This is a genomic window from Neisseria montereyensis (assembly GCF_024834045.1).
Classification (GTDB): domain Bacteria; phylum Pseudomonadota; class Gammaproteobacteria; order Burkholderiales; family Neisseriaceae; genus Neisseria; species Neisseria montereyensis.
Map to the genome: position 1 here is coordinate 153,094 of NZ_JANUXW010000002.1, position 25,554 is coordinate 178,647.

At 47.0% G+C, this 25,554-nt stretch carries 21 protein-coding genes; 15 read left to right on the plus strand and 6 right to left on the minus strand.

All coding sequences use genetic code 11. From position 1 onward, the window contains the following. The first annotated feature begins 265 nt into the window (after positions 1-265). Both NXS09_RS03040 and NXS09_RS03045 read left to right on the plus strand, forming a co-directional pair. On the plus strand, positions 266-2,047 hold the full coding sequence (locus NXS09_RS03040) for an autotransporter assembly complex protein TamA (RefSeq protein ID WP_434803005.1): 1,782 nt from the start codon (positions 266-268) through the stop codon (positions 2,045-2,047). A gap of 122 nt (positions 2,048-2,169) precedes the next feature. Continuing rightward, entirely contained in the window at positions 2,170-6,087 is a 3,918-nt protein-coding gene (locus NXS09_RS03045; RefSeq protein ID WP_259291083.1) for a translocation/assembly module TamB domain-containing protein, read from the plus strand. Positions 6,088-6,491: 404 nt separating this feature from the next. Here the strand turns inward: NXS09_RS03045 and NXS09_RS03050 are convergent, their stop codons facing one another. Continuing rightward, positions 6,492-7,280 carry an inositol monophosphatase family protein gene (locus NXS09_RS03050; RefSeq protein WP_259291084.1) on the minus strand — a complete coding sequence of 263 codons (789 nt, stop codon included), beginning with the start codon at positions 7,278-7,280 and terminating at the stop codon, positions 6,492-6,494. Between the two features lie 86 nt (positions 7,281-7,366). On the opposite strand from NXS09_RS03050, the gene NXS09_RS03055 reads away from it, so the two are divergent. Then, positions 7,367-8,092 carry a 16S rRNA (uracil(1498)-N(3))-methyltransferase gene (locus tag NXS09_RS03055; RefSeq protein WP_259291085.1) on the plus strand — a complete coding sequence of 242 codons (726 nt, stop codon included), beginning with the start codon at positions 7,367-7,369 and terminating at the stop codon, positions 8,090-8,092. 114 nt (positions 8,093-8,206) lie between these two features. On the opposite strand, the gene NXS09_RS03060 is transcribed toward NXS09_RS03055, so the two are convergent. Beyond that, a complete protein-coding gene (locus tag NXS09_RS03060) occupies positions 8,207-8,674 on the minus strand; it encodes an Lrp/AsnC ligand binding domain-containing protein (RefSeq protein WP_259291086.1) in 468 nt (155 codons plus the stop codon). Positions 8,675-8,812: 138 nt separating this feature from the next. Here NXS09_RS03060 and NXS09_RS03065 point away from each other — a divergent pair, with 138 nt between their 5' ends. From NXS09_RS03065 to gcvP, 8 genes are all read left to right on the plus strand, one after another. Beyond that, complete coding sequence (locus NXS09_RS03065; RefSeq protein ID WP_259291087.1) at positions 8,813-10,069, plus strand: D-amino acid dehydrogenase; 1,257 nt, start codon at positions 8,813-8,815, stop codon at positions 10,067-10,069. Positions 10,070-10,268: 199 nt separating this feature from the next. Then, positions 10,269-11,327, plus strand: coding sequence for an alanine racemase (gene alr, locus NXS09_RS03070; RefSeq protein ID WP_259291088.1), 1,059 nt, complete (start codon positions 10,269-10,271; stop codon positions 11,325-11,327). A gap of 215 nt (positions 11,328-11,542) precedes the next feature. Further along, a complete protein-coding gene (locus NXS09_RS03075; RefSeq protein WP_259291089.1) occupies positions 11,543-11,926 on the plus strand; it encodes a DUF6853 family protein in 384 nt (127 codons plus the stop codon). Positions 11,927-12,046: 120 nt separating this feature from the next. Beyond that, positions 12,047-12,427 carry a DUF6853 family protein gene (locus tag NXS09_RS03080; RefSeq protein WP_259291090.1) on the plus strand — a complete coding sequence of 127 codons (381 nt, stop codon included), beginning with the start codon at positions 12,047-12,049 and terminating at the stop codon, positions 12,425-12,427. A gap of 190 nt (positions 12,428-12,617) precedes the next feature. Beyond that, positions 12,618-13,001 (plus strand): DUF6853 family protein, encoded by a 384-nt coding sequence (locus tag NXS09_RS03085; protein WP_259291091.1) that lies wholly within the window; start codon positions 12,618-12,620, stop codon positions 12,999-13,001. A 997-nt stretch (positions 13,002-13,998) separates the two neighbouring features. Beyond that, positions 13,999-15,129: a succinyl-diaminopimelate desuccinylase gene (dapE, locus tag NXS09_RS03090; RefSeq protein WP_259291092.1), complete on the plus strand. Its 1,131-nt coding sequence runs from the start codon at positions 13,999-14,001 to the stop codon at positions 15,127-15,129. A gap of 127 nt (positions 15,130-15,256) precedes the next feature. Then, complete coding sequence (locus NXS09_RS03095; RefSeq protein WP_259291093.1) at positions 15,257-16,018, plus strand: UDP-2,3-diacylglucosamine diphosphatase; 762 nt, start codon at positions 15,257-15,259, stop codon at positions 16,016-16,018. Positions 16,019-16,206: 188 nt separating this feature from the next. Further along, on the plus strand, positions 16,207-19,053 hold the full coding sequence (gene gcvP / locus NXS09_RS03100; protein ID WP_259291094.1) for an aminomethyl-transferring glycine dehydrogenase: 2,847 nt from the start codon (positions 16,207-16,209) through the stop codon (positions 19,051-19,053). A 15-nt stretch (positions 19,054-19,068) separates the two neighbouring features. On the opposite strand, the gene NXS09_RS03105 is transcribed toward gcvP, so the two are convergent. Then, positions 19,069-19,221: a hypothetical protein gene (locus NXS09_RS03105; RefSeq protein ID WP_259291095.1), complete on the minus strand. Its 153-nt coding sequence runs from the start codon at positions 19,219-19,221 to the stop codon at positions 19,069-19,071. Between the two features lie 53 nt (positions 19,222-19,274). Between NXS09_RS03105 and NXS09_RS03110 the strand changes: the two genes are divergently transcribed. Then, the gene (locus NXS09_RS03110) at positions 19,275-21,083 is read left to right on the plus strand and encodes a DUF294 nucleotidyltransferase-like domain-containing protein (protein WP_259291096.1); all 1,809 of its coding nucleotides are present in this window, start codon (positions 19,275-19,277) and stop codon (positions 21,081-21,083) included. A 12-nt stretch (positions 21,084-21,095) separates the two neighbouring features. Beyond that, positions 21,096-21,710 (plus strand): 3'-5' exonuclease, encoded by a 615-nt coding sequence (locus NXS09_RS03115; RefSeq protein ID WP_259291097.1) that lies wholly within the window; start codon positions 21,096-21,098, stop codon positions 21,708-21,710. A gap of 69 nt (positions 21,711-21,779) precedes the next feature. Here the strand turns inward: NXS09_RS03115 and NXS09_RS03120 are convergent, their stop codons facing one another. The 3 genes from NXS09_RS03120 to NXS09_RS03130 form a co-directional block, all read right to left on the minus strand. Next, entirely contained in the window at positions 21,780-22,019 is a 240-nt protein-coding gene (locus NXS09_RS03120) for a hypothetical protein (RefSeq protein ID WP_259291098.1), read from the minus strand. A 455-nt stretch (positions 22,020-22,474) separates the two neighbouring features. After that, positions 22,475-22,714, minus strand: coding sequence for a hypothetical protein (locus tag NXS09_RS03125; protein WP_259291099.1), 240 nt, complete (start codon positions 22,712-22,714; stop codon positions 22,475-22,477). Between the two features lie 259 nt (positions 22,715-22,973). Continuing rightward, entirely contained in the window at positions 22,974-23,234 is a 261-nt protein-coding gene (locus NXS09_RS03130) for a hypothetical protein (protein ID WP_259291100.1), read from the minus strand. Between the two features lie 342 nt (positions 23,235-23,576). Here NXS09_RS03130 and NXS09_RS03135 point away from each other — a divergent pair, with 342 nt between their 5' ends. Then, complete coding sequence (locus NXS09_RS03135) at positions 23,577-24,497, plus strand: aldo/keto reductase (protein ID WP_259291101.1); 921 nt, start codon at positions 23,577-23,579, stop codon at positions 24,495-24,497. A 111-nt stretch (positions 24,498-24,608) separates the two neighbouring features. After that, entirely contained in the window at positions 24,609-25,481 is an 873-nt protein-coding gene (locus tag NXS09_RS03140; RefSeq protein WP_259291102.1) for an SMP-30/gluconolactonase/LRE family protein, read from the plus strand. The last annotated feature ends 73 nt before the right edge of the window (positions 25,482-25,554 follow it).

Here is a 25,554-nt window from a genome sequence, read left to right on the forward strand (position 1 = left end):
ATAAAAATTAATTTCCTGATTTTTTATTTCAAATTATGGTTGTATTGATTATGGATAGATTATTTCAGACGGCATGTATGTCTTAATGGTTTTTTTCTAAGATAACCATATCGGTTACAGATGCTTGGTATACAAACTGCTGAAAATGGTGAAAATAGTGCTAAAATCGCCTTTCTTCCAACAAGCAGATTTGGTTTTTGGTTTGAACATGATGAAAAAGCGTACTGCCTCCCTTTTTTTATTTTCCACCTTGTCGCTGGCCTGTATGCAGGCATGGGCATTTGTTGCGGTTCCTGAAGATTATGTTCCGATTAAGCAGACGGAAAAGGATAAGGCGGATAAAAAATCAGAAGAAGGCAATCTGCCTATCAAATATCCGGTTGAAATTCGTGTGTCCGACAGGGAAGTAAGGGAAATGTTGGAGGAATATCTGCCGTTGATTACCCAGCAACAGGAAGAAGAATTAGATAGGGAACAGGTCGGTTTCTTAGCGGAAGAAGCGCCGGAAGATGTTCTGACCATGTTGAAAACCAGAGGTTATTTTAACGGTAAGGTAACGGTGGAACCTTCCGGTAGCGGGTATATTGTTAATGTGACTCCGGGCCCGCGTACCCGGGTCGAAAATGTGGGGGTGGCGATTGTCGGCGATGTGCTGCAAGACGAAGATTTGGCGCTTTATTATAAAAATGCGTTGGAAAATTGGGCTTTACCGGTAGACGATTATTTTAACCAAAGCGGCTGGAGCCAGAGTAAAGCTTCGGTTCTCTCGGCGGTTACACGCAAAAAATACCCGTTGGCCAAGCTGTCGCAAACTCAGGCAACCATTAATCCGGAAAACAATACTGCCGATTTGAATGTGGTGGTGGAAAGCGACCGGCCGATTTATTTCGGCGATATTCAGGTGGACGGCGTTCAGCGTTATCCCGAAAGCGTTGTGCTCGGCATGGCCAGTTTCCAGCCCGGCGCACCCTATGATTTGGATCAGCTTTTAGACTACCAACAGGCATTGGAGCAGGACGGCCATTATTCCGGTGCTTCCGTACAGGCGGACTTTAATAATCTGGATGAAGACCGTGTGCCGGTAAAAGTAGCGGTTTCCGAAGTGAAGCGGCATAAATTCGAAGCCGGTATACGTTATGATTCCGAATATGGTCCGGGCGGACGCCTCAACTACGATTATTACAATTTGTTTAACCGCGGCTATATCGGCTCGTTGGTAACGGATATAGATAAATATGAAACCACATTGGCGGCCGGTATCAGCCAGCCGAGAAGAGATAACGGTCACTACTGGACTTCTAACGTTTCTTATACCCATTCGACCACGCAGAATCTGGAAAGAAACTCTTTAACAACCGGCGTTTGGTATGTCCGCGACCGCAACAATATCGAGTCGCGGATAGGTTTGGAATACATCACCGAAAGCCGCAATGTTCCCGGTACCGACCTTGATTTCGGCCGCAGTCATGCCACCATGCTGACTGCATCTTGGCGCAGACAGGAAATCGAAACAACACTACGCCCTGAAAACGGCTATTACCTTGATGGTAAAATCGGTGCCACTTTAGGTTCGTTATTGTCTTCCACTTCGGTTATCCATGCCAGAGCCAATGCAGGTTATTACTTCACACCTGAAAACAAACAGATAGGTACGTTTATCGTACGGGGGCAGATGGGTTATGTTCGTGCCAGCGAAGATGATTCCGTGCCGTCCGTACTGCAATTCCGTACCGGCGGCGCCACTTCTATCCGGGGTTACGACCTAGACAGTATCGGCTTAGACGGGCCTAACGGCTCGGTATTGCCGGAACGTGCTTTGGCGGTAGCCAGCTTCGAATACCAATATCCGATTAATAAAAGTTTTTCCGCTGCGGTATTCCATGATATGGGCGACGTAGCGCCTAACTTTAAGAAAATGACCTTGAAACATGGTACGGGCGTAGGGCTGCGTTGGTTTAGCCCTGTCGCACCGTTCTCTTTTGATATCGCCTACGGTCATCAGGATAAAAAACTAAGATGGCATATCAGCTTGGGCACACGGTTCTAATGCATACCGTTTATTAGGCCGTCTGAAAACCTGAACAACCGCTTTCAGACGGCCTTGATTTCCCAATATAGATAGCATACAGCACAAGTGCTGTTTTTAAGATGTAAACAGGTTAATACAATATGACAGAACATCACGATACGGCCGAATCCACACCATCTGAACAAACTGTTCAGGCCGTAGAGCAGACAGCGGGTTCGGAACCGCCCGAGAAAAAGAAGGGCAAAAAAAGCCGTAAATTTAAAATATTTGCCGGGCTGGCGGCTACGTTGTTTGTTTTCTTTGTGGCGGTAGCTGCCGCTTTGGTGTGGCTGGCGACAACCGAATCCGGTTTACGTTTCGGTTTGTATAAGATTCCATCTTGGTTTGGTGTCGGCATTCAATCCAAAACCTTACAGGGCACATTGTGGGACGGCTTTAAAGGCGACGGCTGGCGTATTGAAACCGAAGGTGCCGATGTCGATATCAGCCGTTTTGACTTTGATTGGCAGCCGAACGAACTGATGCAGAAGAAACTGCATATCGAGCATATTCTGGCCGGTGATATTCAAGTAGTGACCAAACCGACCCCGCCGCGCGAAGAGGAGCCCGCTTCGGGTTTCCCCCAAAGCGTGAGCCTGCCGTTGGAAGTGCTGGTCGACCGTTTGGAAACCGGCAAAATCAGTGTCGGCCCGAATGCCGAAGAACAAACCGTTTATTTGGAAAAAATCGGCGCGTCTTATGTTTATAACCACCAATTGCATAATCTCAAATTAGCCGCCTTACAAACCCCTTGGACAACCTTGTCGGGTAGTGCCACTTTAGGCACCAAAAGCCCGTTTTCGCTGAATGCCATTATTAATGGCGACGGTGTGTTGGATAATGAGCCGATTGTGGCTGCGAACCGTTTTTGGGGCAGTTTGCAGGATATACAAACCGATATCCGCATCGACGGCGATAATGTGCGCCTTCATGTCGAATCTGTTTTGCACCCTTTTGCTGAAAAGTTAAATGACAAAGTCGAACTGGTTCAGGTAATAGGCTTTAATATCAACCCGAAAGCATTCTTACCCTCTTTACCGCAGGCATTGTTGCAATTTGAGGCTGCCGTTAAGCCCTCTTTTGAAGAAGGATTGGCATTGCAGGGTTCGATTGATTTATTAAACCCGGGTGCGGCAACGGTAGATGCTGGCGGGATTCCCGTGCGCGAATTAAAAGGTGCTTTTTTTGTTGATCAAAACGGTTTGGTAAACATAGACAATGCTGCTGCACAACTCTTACAAAAAGGCGTGATCGCCCTTGCCGGCGATATTGATACGGTCGGACAGAAGCTGGCTTTAGGGCTCGCTTTAAAAGACATTACTGCCGCCGATGTGGTCGAACAATCATTAGAGGGCAGTTTAAACGGCACCATTACCGTTGGCGGTAATTTTCAAAACCTGGAAACAGGCTGGATGTTGAATACCGGCAATGCCGTTTCAGACGGCCTGCTTCAAATGCAAACCGATAAGCAAAACGGGCAGCAGACCTTATTGTTTAAAAATGCCCGTATCCGCCCTGAAAACGGCGGCGTTATCCAAGCCGAAGGTTCGTTGGAATTATTTAAAGATCAGATTTTACAACTGGTGATAACCAGTGCCGACTTTAACCCGAACAGATTGAATGCCCAGTTTCCTGCGGGTAGTGTCAACGGCACCATCAACCTTGCCGGCGAACTGGCCAATCAGAAATACAGCGGCAAAATGGCTTTCGGCCCCAGTACGCTTTCCGGTGTGCCGCTCAGGGGCAGTGCCGATGTGGTTTACGAACAAGCCCACTTGTCACGCGCGCTTACCGATATCTTACTCGGCAATAACAGCATCAAAACCAACGGCAGTTTCGGCAAACGGGGCGACCGCCTGAATGTGGATATTAACGCCCCCGATTTGGCACGCTTCGGCTTCGGCCTGAACGGATTGGTAACCGCCAGAGGCTTTATTGCCGGTGATATGAATACCCCTGAAGCCAATTTAAGCGGGCAGGCACGCAACCTGCGTGTGGGCGACAGTATCCGCATTAACGATTTGAACTTTACTTTACAAGGTTCGCCCGATTACACCCGCCCGTTAAATATCGAATTGAGAGGCAATAATATCGCCATAGCAGGCGAAGGAGCGCCGACGGTGATTGATACGGTTGATTTGGCCGTGAACGGAACCGGACGCAATCACCGTATCCGCGGCAGTGGCAATATGTCGTTGGCGGGTAAGCCGTATCAGCTCAATATCAATGCCGAGGGTGGCTTGGATGACAGGCAGCAATGGCGCGGCACACTCAGTGCGCTTAATATCAGCGGTGCGTTTAATCTAACCCTGCAAAACCGTATGCGTCTCGAAGCAGGTAGCGAGCGGGTGGTGATGAGTGCGGCACGCTGGGTGGCTATGGGCGGCAGCCTGAATATGGAAAATTTTGTTTGGGATAGCCGCAGCGGTATTACCACCAAAGGCAGTGCCAACAATCTTGAAATAGCGCAATTACATAATTTCTTTGAGCCGCCGTTGCAGCACAATTTGGTTTTATCGGCCGATTGGGACTTGTCTTACAGCAATAATGCCCGCGGATATTTGAATATCCGCCGCCAAAGCGGTGATATCGAATTGCCTTCCCGCAAACAAATGCTCGGATTAGGGGCATTGTCATTGAATACCCGTTTTCAAAACGGCCGTATCGATACAACGCTTAACGGTGTAACCGGATATGGCAATATTGATGGTAATTTAGTGATTAACCAGCAATTCGGCAACGACATCAGCTTGGCACCGATGAGCGGCCAAATCCGCATCAGTGCGCCCGATTTGGAACGTTTCCGCAATTTCTTGCCCATCGGCCAATCGTTGCGCGGCAATCTGTTGGGCGTGGCAACCATTAGCGGGCGTGTTGGTGAGCCGCAATTAAACGGCACGTTAAACGGCGATAATTTATATTACCGCAACCAAGATTTAGGTTTGATATTGGATAACGGAGTGTTGCGTTCGCGTTTGCAAGGGCAGACTTGGGTAATAGACCAACTGCGTTTCCAACGCGGTGGATCAGTCGAGCTGAAAGGCACGGTAAATATGAGTAATGCCGCGCCAGATGTGGATGTGGATATTGTTCTAAATAAATACAATGCCTTAGATAAAGCCAGTCGCCGTTTAACCATTAGCGGCAATGCCAAAATGCTTTATAGTCAGGCACAAGGGATTACCCTAACCGGAGCGCTTAAAGCAGATTCGGGGCGGTTCGGTTTGCAGAAGTCATCTATGCCTACTTTGGATGAAGACGTAGTAGTGTTGGGTGAAGCGGAAAAACCGGTATCGACACCATTGGCCATTAATATGAACCTGACTGTAGATTTGAACAACAGTGTGCGTTTCAGCGGTGTGGGTTTGGATGTGACACTTGGCGGCAAACTGCAATTAATTGCCAGGCCGGGCGAATCCATACAGGGTATCGGTACGGTAACGGTGGTCAAAGGCGGTTATAAAGCTTACGGCCAAGATTTGGATATTACCAAAGGCAGTATTTCGTTTGTCGGCCCGTTGGATCAGCCAAACCTAAATATCCGTGCCGAACGCCGCCAATCGCCGGTCGGTGCCGGTGTGGAAGTATTGGGTAATCTCAGCAGTCCGCGTATTTCATTGGTAGCCAATGAGGCGATGAGTGAAAAAGACAAACTATCGTGGCTGATTCTAAACCGTGCCAGCAGTGGCAGCGATGGTGATAATGCCGCATTGTCAGCAGCCGCAGGCGCATTCTTGGCCGGTAGTGTGAATGATAGGCTTGGTTTGGTGGACGAAATCGGTTTTACCAGCCAACGCAGCCGTAATGCGCAAACCGGTGAAATGAACCCGGCCGAACAGGTGTTGACGGTCGGCAAGCAGTTGACCAATGATCTGTATTTCGGCTACGAATACGGCCTGAATACCAGTACCCAAGCGGTTAAATTGGTGTATCAGTTAACACGGGCGCTTCAGGCCGTTGCCAGAGTCAGCAGTGTTTCATGGGGTGGCGAGGTGAAATACAGCATACGTTTTGACTAAGTTTTTTATGTATCATCAATAAAAGCCGTCTGAAATATTTCAGACGGCTTTTTTATTTGTTTGTGCGTATGGTATAAAATAATCATGATATTTGTATAAATTGATTACTTTGTGTGAATGACAATGTATTTTTTAATGTTTGCTTGAAACCTGTTAAGTAAATATTTTTTACTACCCGAAATGCATTTTTAAAAGATAAAAAAAACCATTCATACCAAGGGAGAAGTATGAATGGTCAATACATTGCGGGAAAACGTCTTACTGTACCGGCTGCTTTAAGGGAGGAAAAGCAGCCGCTGCCAGTGCTTTGCATTTTAACCGAGTTAGCTTTAAATAGCGTTAATCTATGCAATTATTTTCATTTTTTACGTTCAATGTTGTATGTTTGCAAATGTCATAAACAATTATTGGTTTTCACGAATCCATTTTAGCCATTTTTCAAATAGGGCAGGTTGTATGCCGGCAATCACGGAGCGTTTGAAAACATGCATGCCGCTCCAGAATTCATCGCCTTCCAAAGTAGCCAATTGGCCGCCGGCTTCTTCAAAAATCAGCGCACCTGCCGCATAGTCCCACAATTTTTGGCCGCCGTGTACATAGATGTCATATCTTCCGGCTGCCAGATAACACCAGTCTAAAGTGCTGCTGCCCATGCTGCGCAGGCTGCCGAACGGGGCGAGGGTATTCATACGGCTGGATAGTTTGCCTGAGCGCAGGTATTTGATTTCTACGCCGGCAATGGCTTCGTGTAAATTTTTCTCAACACTGCGCAGAGGCAGCGGGCGGCCGTTCAGATAGGCACCTTTGCCGTGTTTGGCATAAAAACATTCGTCGCTGACAGGGTTGTACACCACGCCCAATTGGGCGCGGCCGTTTTGGATAAAGGCACAAGAGAGGGCAAAGTGCGGCAGGCCGTTGATAAAATTATTGGTGCCGTCGATGGGATCGACCACCCATAATCCTTGCTGGCTGTGCTGCCATAATTCCTGTTGGCGCTGTGTGGTCATTTCTTCGCCGAGCATCGGACAGTCGATGAGTTCGGGCAGTGTCGCCGCAAAGGCCGCCTGTGCCGCAAGGTCTGCTTCGGTTAACAGCGAACCGTCGGCCTTACGGCTGATGCTGGCGTTGAGAAAACGCGGCATCACTTCGGCCATGGCTATTTGGCGTACCAATGAATGCAGTTTATCTAACACAGTTTATCCTCTGATGTGAACAATACTTGCTATTTTGATTTGAAAACGACAATATTAACTTTTTTCTGTAAACGATACCAACCTGTATGCCGCGTTTTTATCTTTCCGAAGCCCTTCATCAGGGGCAAATCATTGATTTGCCCGATAATGTTGTCCGCCATCTTCATGTTCTGCGCATACGGCCGCATGAAGACATTGTTTTATTCAACGGCAACGGTCGCGCTTATCACGCCCGTTTGCTGACTTTGGAAAAACGTCGTGCTTCGGCGGAAATCCTGCACGAACAAACGGCCGACAACGAATCCGCACTCAAAATCACTTTGGTTCAGGCGGTATCGAGCGGCGACCGTATGGATTTCACCCTGCAAAAAAGCGTTGAATTGGGCATTACCGAAATCCGTCCGGTTTTAAGCGAGCGTTGCGTGGTGCGTTTGAGCGGCGAGCGTGCCGAAAAACGCGCTGCCCGCTGGCAGGATATTGTTATTGCCGCTTGTGAGCAGAGCGGCCGCAACGTAGTGCCTAAAGTTTTGCCGGTGGCGGATTATCATGCTGCTTTGGCGGCATTGCCGCCGGAAAACACCCGATTATTAATGAGCCTGAACCGTGCCCGCCGTTTAAAAGACGTGGTGCCGTCGCCGCAGGGCATTGTATTGATGATCGGCCCTGAGGGCGGTTGGACGCTGCAAGAGGAGGAGCAGGCGTTTGCGGTAGGGTTTGAATCCGTCACTTTGGGCCCGCGCGTATTGCGCACCGAAACCGCTTCATTGGCGGCGATTGCGGCCATGCAAACCTTATGGGGCGACTTCACCTAAATCGGGTAAATCATTTTATATATAGAACGATTGAATATTCAAGTAAAGCGGCGATATGCTTTCGCTATGATAGGCCGTCTGAAACCTTTCTTTTTAAATTTTTCAGACGGCCTGTTATCCGTCTAGATTCAGCAGAATATCTTCTTTCACTTCTTCCATCACCACATAGCTGCGGCTTTCGGCAGCGGCGGGCAGATGCAGCAGGATATTGCCGAGCATATCGCGGTAGGCCGACATATCGGGCAGGCGCACCTTAATCAAATAGTCGTATTCGCCCGATACCAGATGGCATTCGAGAATTTGCGGAATCATTGATACTTCGCGGCGGAAATCTTCGAAAATATTGCCTGATTTCGAGCGCAGTTTGATTTCTACAAACACCAGCAAGCCTTGCCCTAACGCATGCGGGTTTAAGCGGGCATGGTAGCCGGTAATGATATTTTCCCGTTCCAAACGGCGTACGCGTTCGGTAACGGGGGTGGTGGATAGGCCGACTTTTTCTGCTAATTCGGTCATTGGCATACGGGCATTTTGTTGTAATAATTTTAAAATTTTGAGATCGGTTTTATCTAATTCTTTCATCTTAAAAATTTCACTGTTATTTTTTATTATTGAAGAATAATAGCCTTTTTTATTGTTACAATAAAGTGAAAAACACTGGTGGAAATTGTTTAGACTATGCATCTTCACTTTATTACATAATATTACAAAGGAGGGGTTGTGCGGGTTATTGTTTTGGGTGCCGGCGTTGCCGGGGTGTGTACTGCTTGGTATCTTTTAGAAGCAGGGCATGAGGTGACTATTATCGACCGTGCCGGCGCGGCGGCGGAAGAAACCAGCTTTGGCAATGCCGGGCAGCTTTCTTATGGCTATACCACGCCGTGGGCGGCACCGGGGATTCCGAAAAAAGCCGCTAAATGGTTGTTAAAAAAACATTCGCCGCTGATTTTCAGACCCGACGGCAGCTTGTATCAATTGCAATGGCTCAAGCAGATGCTGGCAAACTGTAATCACGACAGCTATAACCTCAATAAAGAGCGCATGGTACGGATTTCGGAATACAGCCGCGAAATGTTCCGCCGTTTTGAAGCACAAACCGGATTAACTTTTGAAGGAAGGCAAAAAGGCACTTTACAAATTTTCCGCCAACCGCACGAAGTGGAAGCTGCCGAAAAAGATATCGAAGTATTGGCCGCTTACGGCGTGCCTTATCAGCGTTTGAAAGCGGAAGAATGCCTGCAATACGAGCCGGCTTTAAAAGGCGCGCTGCCTAAAATCGCCGGCGCTTTGCATCTGCCGAACGACGGCACGGGTGACTGCCATTTGTTTACCCAAAAATTGGCGGCCTTATGTGTAGAAAAAGGGGCGGATTTTCAATTTAACCACACCATCGAACGCATCGAACATACCAACGGCCACGTTCACGCCGTTTATGCCAGCGGGCAGCGTTTCGAGGCCGACCGTTTTGTGTGTGCACTCGGCAGTTTCAGCCGCCCCGCCTTAGCCGAATTGGGCTTGGATGTGCCGATTTATCCGGTGAAAGGTTATTCGCTCACCGTTCCGATTGTCGATGAAGCCGCCTCACCGGTTTCCACCATTATCGATGAAACCTATAAAGTGGCGATTACCCGTTTCGACCAAAGAATCCGCGTCGGCGGTATGGCCGAATTATCCGGCTACCAGATTACACTTAAACCCGAACGCCGTGAAACCTTGGAAATGGTGGTGAATGATCTTTATCCGAACGGCGGCAATGTGAGCCGTGCGCTGTTTTGGAGCGGCTTGCGCCCGATGACGCCGGACAGCACACCGATTGTCGGCAAAACCCGCTTTGACAATTTATTCCTCAATACCGGCCACGGCACACTCGGCTGGACCATGTCGCTCGGTTCGGCCAAAATCGCCGCCGATATTGTGTGCGATGTTCCAACCGAAGTCCGTAGCGACGATTTGGGCTTGGCGAGATACAGCGCATAGCCATAGAGAAATACAAGTGCCGTCTGAAAATTTTCAGACGGCCTTATTAGCTAGGGCAGCCTGCCGCCCTAAACAAAACGGCATCAAAGCAGATGCCGGATAGATTGAAAAATAGATTGTATTGATTGTGAACAGGCCGTCTGAAAACCTACTTTAAGCATTTTTCAGACGGCCTCGAAATGTAAAAAGGATTTTATTGATGCGCCCGCTGAACGCCCAAATCAGGCTCGACAACCTGCGCCATAATTACCAAACCCTGAAAAATATCCACGGCGGCAAACTATTGGCCGTCGTAAAAGCCAATGCCTACGGGCACGGCGCAGTACGTTGCGCCCATGCCTTGGCCGACAGTGCCGACGGTTTTGCCGTTGCCTATTTGGCCGAAGCGGTAGAGTTGCGCGAAAACGGCATTGACCATCCGATTTTGTTATTGGAAGGCGTTTTTGAGGCCAAAGAATATGCCGCAGTCGAACAATATGATTTATGGCCGGCCGTGTGCAGCCAGTGGCAGCTTGAAGCCCTGTTGCGGCATCCGTGGCAGAAGCCGGTAAAAGTATGGTTGAAAATGGATTCCGGTATGCACCGTGCCGGCTTTTTCCCGCATGATTATGCCGCCGCCTATACCGCATTGAAACAAAGCGGCGTGGTTGCCGATATTGTGAAGTTCAGCCATTTTGCCAGTGCCGACGACCCCGAAAGCGGCATGACCGATATGCAGATAGAGGCTTTTGATGCCGCCTGCGCCGGCTTGGAAGGCGAAGAGAGCTTATGCAATTCCGCCGCCCTAATGAATTACCCCGAAGCCCGCCGTGATTGGGGTAGGGTAGGGATTGCGCTGTATGGTGTCTACCCTTTCGGCGGTACCCATCCCGAATTAAAACCGGTGATGCGCTTGAGCACGCGCGTATTCGGTGAACGCGTTTTGCAACCGCATTCGCCGGTAGGCTACGGTGCCATTTTCTACACCCAAAAATCCACCCGCGTCGGCCTTTTGGCCTGCGGCTATTCCGACGGCTATCCGCGTAACGCCTCCACCGGCACACCCGTTGCCGTCGGCACACACCGTACCCGCGTTATCGGGCGCGTTTCTATGGATATGATGACGATAGAACTTGATCCGTCGCATGAGGGTATCGGTGACGAAGTCGAATTGTGGGGCGATATTGTGAATGTGAATGAAACCGCCAAAGCCGCCGGAACCATTGCTTATGAATTATTGTGTAATGTGAAACGGGCGAAGTTTACTTATTATGAGTAAGCCATTTCGTGGGCGCGGATTATATATCCGCCCGCGTGGGCATTAAACAACAGGCAGATATATAATCCGTGCCCCTACATATTGTTTCAGGCCGTCTGAAAGCTTTTCAGGCGGCCTTTAGAATATAATCATAAAGATTGTGCCACCCTATTATTAGGCGCTTTTGGGCTATTTCGGGGTGAGGTGGAAAATTCAATATTAAACAGGATAAAATAATGAAAATAAAAGATTTTAATTCAATAAAAGAAGCGCTTATAGCGTTGGGTCTCAAGCAGGGATTTGACCTTAGCGACAAAGAGGCAGTCGAAAAAATCAATAGTGAAGTTCCTTTTGATTCACGATGGCTTTGCTACTATTCGTATGACTGGGATAATGATTTGAAAGAACGCTTTCATGATTTTCTTAAGTATATGCAGAAATATCAAGATGCAATGGACAAAGAAGATATTAAATCTGCCAGTTGTTCCTTCGGCTTAGCTGTGCTCTGTGTTGGTAGTCTCAAAAGTTTCTTTGAGTGTTTAGAAAGTGATGTAAATAAACTTTTAGACGGCGAGAGCAAAACAAATGATTTCCAATGGACACAATTTGATGATGAATAAAACGCAGTAAGCCGTAGAGTGGGTATTTGTTGCCTACTCTAAAAAATTCAAACCTATCATTAGGCACTTATCGGCTATTTCGGGGCAATGTAGAAAATTTAATATTAAAAACAGAATGAGATGATGATGGAAATAAACGATTTAAACTCAGTAAAAGAAGCACTTATAGAATTGGGTCTTAAAGAAGGACTCGACCTTTGCGACGAAAATATAAACGAAAATTTCACGAGTGAAGATTCTATTTTTTCACAATGGTTTCGCGATTATTCGGAGGACTGGAATGATGAACAGCAAACACGCATTCGTTATCTTTTAAAGCATATGCGGAAATACCAAAATGCAATGGATAGAGAAGATACCCAATCTGCCAGACGTTCTTTATTATTAGCCATGATCTGGATTGGTACTATCAAAAATGCCTTTAGTTATCTAGAATGGGATATGATTAAACTCCTAGAAAATAAGAATAAAACAACTGATTTCCAATGGACACAATTTTGATAATGAATAGAACGCAGTGAGCCGTAGGCGGTATTTGTTGCTTACCCTGAAAATTCACATGCAAGGCCGTCTGAAAGGGTTTCAGACGGCTTTTAGAATATAATCATAAAGATTGCGCCGCCCTATGATTAGGCACTTATCGGCTATTTCGGGGTGAGGTAGAAAATTTAATATTAAACAGGATAAGATGATGGAATTAAACGATTTTAATGCAGTAAGAGACGCACTTAGAGAACTGGGCCTTAAACAAGGATTTGAGCTTGGCGACGAAGAGGCAATCAACAAATTCAATGATGAAGTTCCTTTTGATTCACGATGGATTTGCTACTATGCGGATGACTGGAATGAAAAACTGGAAAAACGTCTTCATGATTTTTTTGAGAATATGAGGGACTACCAAGATACAATGGCCAAAGAAGATATTAAATCTGCCAGTCATTCCTTCCTCTTAGCTGTGATCTGTGCTGGTAGTCTTAGAAGTTTCTTTGAGAGTATCGAAAAAGATATGGATAAACTCCTAGTAGGTGAGCATCAAACAACTGATTTCCAATGGCCACAATTTGATAATGAATAGAACGCAGTAAGCCGTAGGGGGTATTCGTTGCTTACCCTGAAAATTCACATGCAAGGCCGTCTGAAAGGGTTTCAGACGGCCTTTGATAATATGGCACTTAGGGTATATGCCGTCGGTACGCATGTATTGGTCAGGCTTTTATTAACCACATGTATGGTTCGCTATTATATTTTTGATACGGTAATGGCAAGGGGTGCTATTTGGTAGGGGCGGATTATATATCCGCCCGCATGGGTATTTCCCCGATAATGTTTATAAAAATACGACTGTTTGAACCCGGCCATATTGTTATCATTTAACCGTTTATGCGCCGCAAACAACGGGCGGATATATAATCCGCCCCTACATATTGTTTTAGGCCGTCTGAAAGTTTTTCAGGCGGCTTTTTCATAACATAATGGATACGGTGCTTAGGGTATATGCCGTCGGTACGCATGCATTGTTCGGGCTTTTGATTAACCGCATGTGTGGTTCGCTATTATATTTTGGATACGGTAATGGCAAGGGGTGCTATTTGGTAGGGGCGGATTATATATCCGCCCGCATGGGTATTTCCCCGATAATGTTTATAAAAATACTACTGTTTGAATCCGGCCATATTGTTATCATTTAACCGTTTATGCGCTGCAAACAACGGGCGGATATATAATCCGCCCCTACATATTGTTTTAGGCCGTCTGAAAGTTTTTTCAGACGGCCTTTTCATAAAATAAACGGATACGGTGCTTAGGATGTATGCCGTTGGCGCGCATGCGTTGGCCAAGCTAACCGCATGTGTGGTTCGCTATTATATTTTGGATACGGTAATGGCAAGGGGTGCTATTTGGTAGGGGCGGATTATATATCCGCCCGCATGGGCATTTTTCCGATAATGTTTATAAAAATACTACTGTTTGAACCCGGCCATATTGTTATAATTTAACCGTTTATGTGCCGCAAATAACGGGCGGATATATAATCCGCCCCTACAGGCCGTCTGAAACCGATAGGAAACATTATGAACGAAACCGAATCATTAAACCTTGCCAAACAACTCATTGCCCGCCCGTCTGTTACCCCCGATGACAAGGGTTGCCAGCAGCTTTTGGCCGAACGTTTGGGCAAAATCGGTTTTATTGCCGAAGAAATGAATTTCGGCGACACCAAAAATATATGGCTGCGGCGTGGTGATAGTGCGCCGTTATTTTGCTTTGCAGGCCATACCGACGTGGTGCCGACCGGGCCGCTTGAAAAATGGGATTCGCCGCCGTTCGAGCCTACCGAGCGCGACGGCCGTTTATATGGTCGCGGGGCGGCGGATATGAAAACCAGCATTGCCTGTTTTGTCACCGCCTGCGAGCGTTTTGTGGCTGAAAATCCCAATCATCAGGGCAGTATCGCCTTATTGATTACGTCTGATGAAGAGGGCGACGCGCACGACGGCACCACCAAAGTGGTCGATGCCTTAAAAGCGCGCGGCGATCAGATTGATTATTGTATTGTCGGCGAGCCAACCGCCGTCGAAACCTTGGGCGACACCATTAAAAACGGCCGCCGCGGTTCCCTATCGGGCAATCTCACTATTAAAGGCAAACAGGGGCATATTGCCTATCCGCATCTGGCCTTAAACCCCGTTCATACTTTCGCGCCCGCCTTAGCGGAAATGGTGGCGACCGAGTGGGACAAAGGCAACCAATATTTCCCGCCGACCGGCTTTCAAGTTTCCAATATCAACGGCGGCACCGGCGCCACCAATGTGATTCCCGGCACCTTAAACGTGAAATTCAATTTCCGCTTTTCCACCGCTTCCACCGATATCGGCCTGAAACAGCACGTTCACGATATTCTGGATAATCACGGCATCAGCTACGATTTGGACTGGTCGCTTTCGGGGCAGCCGTTTCTCACCGAAGCCGGCCGCCTCACCGAAGTGGCGCGCCAAGCGATTGCGCAGGTGTGCGGTGTGGAAGCCGAGCTATCCACCAGCGGCGGCACTTCAGACGGCCGTTTTATCAAAGCCATTGCCAGCGAATTAATCGAACTGGGCCCCTCGAATGCCAGCATCCACCAAGTGAACGAAAACGTGGCTTTAGACGATATTCCCAAGCTGTCTGCCATTTATGAAGCCATGCTGAAAGACTTATTGTGAACAAAGTCTGCAACAGGCCGTCTGAATCATTCGGGCGGCTTGTTTGTTTGGTGCGGCGCAAAAGCACTTGCCCATTAACCAAAATCCGTTATGATGCCGTCTGAAAACCCCCATACAGATAAAGCCCATGCGCGAAACCGTTTTTATTGCCGATTTACACCTTTCCGACGACACCCCCGATCTGAACCGTTTATTTTTAAATGCGGTGCAGCGTTGGCAGGGCAGGGTGGACGCGCTGTATATCTTGGGGGATTTTTTTGAAGTCTGGTTTGGCGACGATGTTTTAAGCGATATTGCCCGCGAAGCTGCCGCCGCTCTGAAAGCCTTTAGCCGCGAAGCCCCCGTTTATTTTATCTGCGGTAACCGTGATTTTTTATTGGGTGAGCAATACGCCGAACAAGCCGGCATGACGCTGTTGCCCGAAAGCCAAGTGGTTACGCTCTACGGCACCCATTATCTGATTACCCACGGCGATGAAATGTGTACCGACGATATTTCTTATCAACGCTTCCGCCGGATTATCCGCCAAAAATGGTTGCAAAAACTGCTGTTGTCACTGCCGCAAAACTACCGCCGCAAAATCGCCGCCCGTATCCGCGCCACCAGCAAACAGAAAAAACGCCGCATGGGGCAAAGCTCAATTTCCGATGTTACCGAACAAGGCGTTCAGACGGCCTTAAATCATTATCCGCAGGCGCAGGCGATTATTCACGGCCATACTCACCGCCCCGCTGTTCACGAGCATATTGTTAATGGCCGCACCATCAAGCGTTATGTGCTGCCCGATTGGCACGATGGCAAGGGCGGGTATGTGTCGGTGTCGGAAAAGGGGGTGGTGATGGAAGTGTTGGATGAAGATGGTAATACATCATTGTGGCCGTCTGAATAATATTTAACTGGTTGCCATTTAAATATTATTTTATTTATTAATGAAATAAGTATATTTATTTATTGAGTGAGATTAATTAATGATAGCGGAAAATACGTTGTAACCATCAAAAAACGTTTAAAATACCCTGTTTGGGCGGTAGCGTATAAAGATTGCCGCCGCCTTCCCTAAGATACAAAGGAAAAAAAATGAACTTCAACGATTTGTTCAATCAAAATGAATTTGCCGCCCGTCATATCAGCTTTCAAGACGAGGCGGCGCTTTTGGGCGCTTTGGGCGAAAAAGATATGGCCGGTTTTATCGATCATACCGTGCCGCAGAGTATCCGTATGCCGTCTGAACTGAATCTGCCGGAAGCCTTAACCGAAGCCGATGCTTTGGCCAAGCTGAAAGGTATGGCGGTGAAAAACAAGGTGAATAAAAGCTATATCGGCTTGGGCTATTATCCGACCCGCCTGCCGAATGTGATTTTGCGCAATGTATTGGAAAACCCGGGTTGGTATACGGCTTATACGCCTTATCAGGCCGAGATTGCACAAGGGCGTTTGCAGGCTTTGTTGAATTTCCAACAGGTGTGTATCGATTTAACCGGCTTTGAAGTGGCCGGTGCTTCTCTGCTCGACGAAGCCACCGCAGCGGCGGAAGCGATGTCGATGGCCAAGCGCGTGAGCAAATCGAAATCCAACCGCTTTTTTGTAGACGAACGGGTATATCCGCAAACCTTAGATGTGATGAAAACCCGTGCCGGATATTTCGGCTTTGAATTGGTGGTGGGCGATTTTCAGACGGCCAATGAGGGCGATTTCTTCGGTGCGCTGTTGCAATATGTCGGCAAAGACGGCGATGTGGTGGCCTTGGAAGACGTGATAGGCCGTCTGAAAGCGCAAGGTGCGGTAGTGGCGGTTGCGGCCGATATTATGAGCTTGGTGCTGTTGAAATCGCCGGCGGCTTTGGGCGCGGATATTGCTTTGGGCAATACCCAGCGCTTCGGTGTGCCGATGGGCTTCGGCGGCCCGCACGCGGCTTATTTTGCGTTTAAAGACGAATTCAAACGTTCGTCGCCCGGTCGGATTATCGGCGTGTCTAAAGATGCTGCGGGCAAACCGGCATTGCGTATGGCATTGTCTACGCGCGAACAGCATATCCGCCGCGAAAAAGCTACTTCGAATATTTGTACCGCGCAGGCGTTGTTGGCGAATCTGGCCGGTATGTATGCGGTTTATCACGGCCCCGAAGGGGTGAAACGCATTGCCAACCGTATTCATGCGCTGGCTTCCGCGTTTGCCGATGCGGTAAACGGTTCAGACGGCCTGAAAGTGGCGCATGCTGTTTTCTTCGATACCGTTGCCGTTGATTGCGGTGATAAAGCCAAAGCCGATGCGGTTTATCAGGCGGCTTTAAATGCGGGCTACAACTTGCGCCGTATTAGCGACAATGTGTTGGCAGCGGCATTCCATGAGGAATCTTCCGCGCAAGATTTTGCCGATCTAACCGAAATCTTCACCGGCAAAGCACAAGCATTGCCCGAACAGGCAGGCGGCAAACTTTCAGACGGCCTGTTGCGTACCGATGCGATTTTGCAGCATCCGGTATTTAACCGTTATCACACCGAACATGAAATGTTGCGCTATCTGAAAAAACTGGAAGAGCGCGATTTGGCGATGAACCGCAGCATGATTTCATTGGGCAGCTGCACCATGAAACTCAATGCCACCAGCGAAATGTTGCCGATTACCTGGCCGGAATTCAGCCATATCCACCCGTTTGCCCCGCGCGACCAAGTGGGCGGCTATATGCAGATGCTAGACGATTTGCAAACCCAACTGAAAGCGATTACCGGTTTCGATGCCATTTCGATGCAGCCGAACTCCGGCGCACAAGGCGAATATACCGGTCTGCTGTCTATCCGCCGCTATCACGAAGCCAATGGCCAATCCGAGCGCAATGTCTGCCTGATTCCGCGTTCCGCACACGGTACCAATCCGGCCACCGCCACCATGATGGGCATGAAAGTGGTAACGGTCGATACCGACGAACACGGTAATGTCGATATTGAAGACTTAAAAGCCAAAGCCGCCGAGCATAGCGAGCATTTGGGCGCATTGATGATTACCTATCCGTCTACCCACGGCGTGTATGAAGAGGGTATCCGCGATATTTGTCAGATTATTCATGATCATGGCGGCCAAGTGTATATGGACGGTGCCAATATGAACGCCCAAATCGGCATTATGCAGCCGGCCGAAGTCGGTGCCGACGTGTTGCACATGAACCTGCATAAAACATTCTGTATCCCGCATGGCGGCGGCGGTCCGGGTATGGGCCCGATTGGTTTGAAAGCCCACCTTGCCCCGTTTGCCCCAAGCCATACCGTATCGCCTGTTGAAGGTGCAACTGAGGGCATGAGCGCCGTTTCCGCCGCGCCTTATGGTTCTGCCGGTATTCTGCCGATTACATGGATGTACATCACCATGATGGGCAAACAAGGCATGATACAGACTTCGCAATGGGCGTTGCTGAATGCCAACTATGTGGCCAAAGCATTGAGTGAGGATTATCCGATTCTCTATACCGGCAAAAACGGCCGTGTCGCACATGAATGTATTGTTGATTTGCGTCCGCTGAAAGCCGAAAGCGGTATCACCGAAACCGATATTGCCAAACGCTTGATGGACTACGGTTTCCACGCGCCGACGGTGTCGTTCCCCGTAGCCGGTACCTTAATGATCGAGCCGACCGAAAGCGAAAGCAAAGCCGAACTCGACCGCTTTATCGCCGCGTTGAAACAAATCAAGCAGGAAGTGTTGAATGTAGAGAAAGGTGTTTGGCCGAAAGACAATAACCCCTTGGTAAACGCGCCGCACACCGCCGCCGATATTACCGGCGAGTGGGATCGTCCGTACACCCGTGAAGAAGCCGTTTTCCCGCTGCCTTATGTGCGTGAAAACAAATTCTGGCCGAGTGTGAACCGTGTCGATGATGTTTATGGCGACCGCCACTTGGTGCCGTCTTTGCCTGAAGATGTCGGTTTATAAGTTTCAAAATTTGGTTTAAACCGGTTTGGTATCGGTTTGAGATGCCCGCCCGAAGCTGATTCGGGCGGGTATTGTTTTGGGTTTTGCGGCGGTAGAAAAACCGATATTTTGAGGCCGTCTGAATGTTTTCAGACGGCCGATGCCCCTGTTTTCTCGAAAACATGGCATAATTGTTTGACAATAAATAAAATAAAACAACAAAACAAAGGAAGAAATCAACTATGGAACGGTTCGACTTTAACTACGCCCCTTTCAATTATCTCAACAATTCCGAGCGGATTCTGTTGCAGAAGTCTGTCAATATCGCCTTTTTCCACGACGATGAAACCATTATCAAACCGGAAGAGCCGATTGAGTTTTTATATGTGGTGATGAAAGGCTTGGTAAAAGAAATCGGTGCCGATGGCGAAATGGTGTCGCTCTACCGCACGCACGATACTTTTGAAGCACGCGGTTTGATTGAGGGTATCAGCCATCATCAGTTTATTGTCGAAGAAGAAGCCTTGGTTTATACGATTCCGAAAGCGGTGGTGTTGGAAATTATCGATGCCAATCCGCGCTTCGGTGCTTATTGTTATGCCAGTGTGGCCGATAAATTTGCCAGCTTGTCGAACTCCAAAAACGAAAGTGAATTTGAAAGCCTGTTTACGGCGAAAGTGCGCGATGCCTACCGTAATAACCCGACTTGGTTGGAAGGCAGCGATAAGCTTTTTCATGCTGCCGAAGTGTTGAAAGAGCGCAAAACCAAATCCGCTTTGGTGCGCCATGAAGACAAAGTCGGCGTGTTTACCGAATCGGCTTTTCGCGACATGGTCATCGCCTGCGGTTCGCCCGACGAGCCGGTATATAAATGGTCGGCCTTTGATTTGATTGGTGCCGATATCGATGATTTTGTGTTTAATGCCTTGCTGAAAATGATGAGCTATCGGATTCAGCGCGTGGTGGTGACCGAAAACGGCACACCGGTCGGCACTTTGGAACAGATTGACGTATTGGCCTATCTTTCCAACCACAGCCATTTGGTGGCGCAACGTTTGGAGCGGGCGAAAACCATCGAGGAATTGGTGGATATCGCCGGACAGATGACCGATTCCATCCGCCTCTTGCGCAGCAACGGTGTGCGCGCCCCGCAGTTGGCGCAGTTGATGCAGGTTTTGAACAGCAGCCTGTTTGAAAAAGCTTGGCGGATTCTGGCACCTGATGAACTGTATGAACATTCGTGCCTGATTGTGATGGGTTCGGAAGGGCGCGGCGAGCAGGTTTTGAAAACCGACCAAGACAACGCGCTGATTTTGGGCGAGGGCGTCGATATGGATTTGGCCACCGAAACCGCTGAAAAATTTTCCGAAACCTTGGCGCAATTGGGCTATCCGCCTTGCCCGGGCAAAATTATGGTCAATAACCCGCAATGGCGCAAAACCCTGCCGGCATTTAAAAAAATGGTCAGCGGCTGGTGTACTTCGCCTAGCGGGGAAAGCATGATGAATCTGGCGATTTTTATCGATGCCAAAGCCGTTGCCGGTGATATATCCATGCTTGCCGAAGTAAAAGCGCATTTGCAGAAAGTGATGATTAACGATGTGGGCATGTTGATGTCGTTTGCCCGTGCGGTTGATCAGTTCGACAGCCAAAGCAAAGGCTTTTTCCCGCAACTGCTCAAGCGCGGGCAATCTGAAAAAATGGATATTAAAAAAATGGGGCAGTTCCCTGTGGTGCACGGTATCCGCGCCCTCAGTTTGGAAGCGCGTATCGAAGAAACCAATACCTTCGAGCGTATCCGCCGTTTGGCACAATTAAAGGTGATTGATGAAGCCTTGGGTAAAGATGTCGCCGAAGCCCTGAGTTATATTATGGATTTGCGCCTTACTGCCAATCTGGCGGTATTGGACGGAGGGGGGACGGAAGAAGCGCCCAACCAATTGGATTTCGACAGCTTATCGACGTTAGAACGCGATTTATTAAAAGATGCGTTGCAAGTGGTGAAACGTTTTAAAAACGTTATCCGCCATCATTTCCATATTACCGCGTAAAGGAGCAGACATATGTTTAAACGCTTTTTACGCGGCAGGGAACGCAAAAAACTCACCGATCCCGATTATGAATTTTTGTTTGACGACGAGCATGACGAGTTGGTCAGCTTCGATTGCGAAACCACCAGCTTGGATGTGAAAGAAGCCGAAATATTGTCGATTGGCGCGGTAAAAATCCGCGATAATCAAGTATTGGCGAGCGAATCGTTTTATGTATTGGTGAAGCCCGAAAACCCGATGGATGCGGCCAATATCAGCGTACACGGATTGCGCCCGAAAGACCTTTCAGACGGCATTCCGGTGCAAGAAGCCGTTAAACAGTTGCTGGCGTTTATCGGCGGACGCGAATTAATCGGCTATTATTTGGAATATGATGTGGCGATGATAAACAAGGTTCTCAAACCTATGATCGGCATCAAATTGCCGAATAAACAAACCGATGTGTCTTCGCTTTACCACCGCTGGCAGGGCAAAGAAAACATACACGACAGCTATGTCGATTTGCGCTTGGATTCGATGTGTAAAAAACTCGGGCTAAACGATTTGCCCCGCCATGATGCTTTGAATGATTCGATTAATGTGGCTTTGATGTATTTGCTTTTGAAGCGGCGATTAGGGTTGCGTTGATTCGGATAGGGTTAAACAAAAGGCCGTCTGAAATTTCAGACGGCCTTTTTATATCAGTTTGATAAGCTATTAGCGGCGTTCAGTACGGCCTAAATGCTCATATTGGTATTGGAAAGCATTTTCATCAATTCCGGTACGCGGTGCGATGAATTGAAGGCTGTCTTCATAATCATCATTGGTTGCTTGTAAGCCGGCAATAGGGCCTGAATCATTAGCATGATCATATTTAGGCATGTGGGCGCCTTTAGCAGAAGCAAAAGAAGCGGCGAAAGTAGCTAAAGCGGCGAAAGTAAGTATAGTTTTTTTCATGATAATTATCCTCATTATGTATTGTGTTTTTATGGGGTTAAAAATCAGACAACGTATAAAAATTTGCTGTCCGGTTATGTTGATGTGTGTATTCTATAAAACATCCAATAATTGATAAATACTAATTTTGTTTAACATTTGTTTCTTAATAGGAAACCATGACAAATGGATTTAAAATTGTATTTATATTATTGATTAAAGGTTTAATGTCATAATCCGGTTATTTACTCGGATTGAAAGCCTGTATAGGCAATATCAATCGCACTTGCAAACATTGGGATTGCTGAGTTCGAGTGGGTATCCGCTTGGATGGTTCAATTCTTTAGACAGCTTTAAAATACCTGTTATTGAATAAACAATTATTGTTATTAACTAAACAATCACTGACTGTTAAAAGGCCGTCTGAAAATTTTCAGACGGCCTTTTTCATCTTTTAACAAACACCAAGTAATATATTAACGACTTGTGGTGCGGCCTAAATATTGATAGTTGTATTTGAAAGCAGAATCATCAATTCCGGTACGCGGTGCAATCAGTTGGATACTGTCTTCGGCATCATTATTGGTTTCTTGTAAACCAGCAATAGCACCTGAATCATTAGTATGATCGTAGCGAGGCATATGAGCACCGCGGGCAGAGGCGAAAGAAGTGGCAAGGGTAGCTAAAGCGGCGAAAGTAAGCATGGTTTTTTTCATGATAATTATCCTCATTGGATCTGATGTGTTTTGTATCGAGTTTAATCTTCGGGCAACATTTAAATTAGCTGCCTGCTTTGTTGATGTGTGTATTGTATAAAGTTGCCATAAATTGATAAATACTGATTTTATTTAATATTCATTTCTTAATAGGAAATCTTAAGAGCTTTAAGGGGTATGGGGCAACTATTTATAAAAATACCGTCTGAAATATTTCAGACGGTATTTTTCATTCTGTTATCAACACTCAAATAATTTATTAGCGGCTTTCAGTACGGCCTAAGTGATCATAGTGGTATTGGAAAGCAGCATCGGAAGTTTGTCCACGGGGGGCAATAAATTTAACGCTGTCGTCGTTTTTACGCGCACGGATCATGCCTTCATGTTGCACTGCTTGCAACCCTGCAATCGGGCCTGAGTCGTTGGCGTGGTCATATTTAGGCATATGGGCACCTTTAGCAGAAGCGAAAGAAGCGGCAAAAGTAGCTAAAGCGGCGAAAGTCAGTACGGTTTTTTTCATGATAATAATCCTCTTATGTATATGTGTTTTGTGTTTGGTTCGGCATTCGGCAACATTTAAACTGTTGTCTGCTTTATTGATGTATGTATTGTATAAAACAACTAATATTTAATAAATACCAGTTTTGTTTAATATTCGTTTCCAAATAGGAAATCATTTCTTGATAAAAAGCCATTAAATGGCGATAACATCTATTTACTTTGTATTTGCTGAATTTGAGGGATTATTTCTTCATGAATATGTTAAATTATCAAACATATTACTGTATTCATAATGGTGACTATGGATATGGATAATCCTCATAGAATGGAATTGTGATTAACTTAACTGGAGGTTAGAGATATGGCTATCGAAAAATATCAAAATAAAGACTTTAGCATTTCAAGATTAGGGTTGGGTTGCATGAGAATGTCATTACCCGGCGCTACCAGAGAAGAAGGTATCGCTACCATTCATAAGGCATTAGATTTAGGTATTAACCTTTTGAATACAGGCGATTTCTATGGTGTCGACGGGCATAATGAAAAATTAATCGGCGAAGCGCTAAAAAACCAAGATAGGGATAAGGCTTTTATTTCCGTGAAATACGGTACTTTCGGTAGTCGGGCGAGAGAAGAAAACATCGTAGACGTAGGCCCTAAAAATGTAAAAAAATACATTACTTCGGCACTTAAAAACCTGAATCTTGATTATATTGATTTATACCAACCTGCCAGAGTGGATACGGGTATCCCGATTGAGGATACCATCGGCGCCATTGCAGATTTAGTAAAAGAAGGTTATGTCAAACACATTGGTTTGTCGGAAGTGGATGCGGATGTATTGAGAAAAGCCAATGAAGTACACCCCATTAGTTTGGTGGAATTGGAATACTCGATTACCAATAACAGTATTGAAAAAGATATTTTACCGGTTGCCAGAGAATTCGGTACCGGAGTTGTCGCTTTCGGATTATTAAGGTTGGGTAAACTTTTTGGTTCGCAAAAAGATCCCCTAACCGATGCAATGAATGAAATTGCTGCCGAAAAAAATATTTCTATTGCACAATTAGCCCATGCTTGGATATTTAACAAAGGGAAAGATATTATCCCGCTAACAGGAGCCAGAAAGGTTTCCCAATTATTAGAATCGGTAGAAAGCCTGAATATACAACTGACTGAAAGTGATATTTCAAGAATTAATAAGGCCATTGAAAACAGTAAAATAGTCGGCTCGGCCATGTCTAAAATTAGGGTGAAAAATGGTGTTGTAACCCGTAGTTAGAATTATAAGGATAATAAAACCGGCAAGGTCGGATGTGGCCTTGCCGGAAAAGTTCGCTTTTCAAATGGATACCGATAAAACTTGCTAAGTAAATGATAATGGAGAAAATTGATGAATCGAATCAAGAAAAGTCTCATTTTAAGCAGCGCTGCCATCTTGATGCACGCCGCCCATGCCGAAGAGTTGGCGAAACCGGCATTACAGTGGTCGAGCAGCGGTTTTGCACATCCGGAGTCCGTGGCATATGACACCAAGCGCGACAACTTTTATGTGACCAACAACGATGGCGGCCCGATGGCACAAGATGGAAAAGCCTATATCAGCCGCTTAGGCAAAAATGGCGAACTACTGGAAAGAAGTTGGGTACGCGGGCTCAATGCCCCTAAAGGTATCGCCCAATATGAAGACTCACTATACATCGCCGATATCCAACAACTGCGCGTTGTTGATATCCCTACAGGTAAGGTTACGCAAACCATCACCGCAGAAGATAGCAAAATGCTCAATGATGTCAGTGTTGACGAACAAGGCAATGTGTATGTTAGCGATGTTGTCGGCGGCGGTATTTTCCGTTTGCAAGGGCAAACATTGGCAAAATGGGTAGAAAGTGATGCTTTTTCACACCCTAACGGTTTGTTTGTGGATGGTAATCGTTTATTGGTTGTCAATTGGGGTGAGGGTATGCGGGAGGATTTCTCTACCGATACCTTAGGCGGTATCTATGCCGTTGATATTGCCACCAAAAAAGTCGAACCGCTTCCCGGTGCACAACAAATCGGCAATCTGGACGGTATTACCAAAATACGCGGTAATATTATTGTTAGTGATATGTTGGCCGGAAAAATTATGCAATATAGCAACGGGCAAACCAAACTACTGTTTGACAGTGGGAAAGGCTCTGCCGATATTGCAAGCTATGGCGATAATTTATTAGTGCCGGTAATGCCGGAAGGTAAAATTGATAGCTATACTTTCAAGCCATAGCATAAAAATAATCACCCTATAAAAAAACAGGCCATCTGAACTTTCAGACGGCCTGTTAACCCTCATGGCAAAC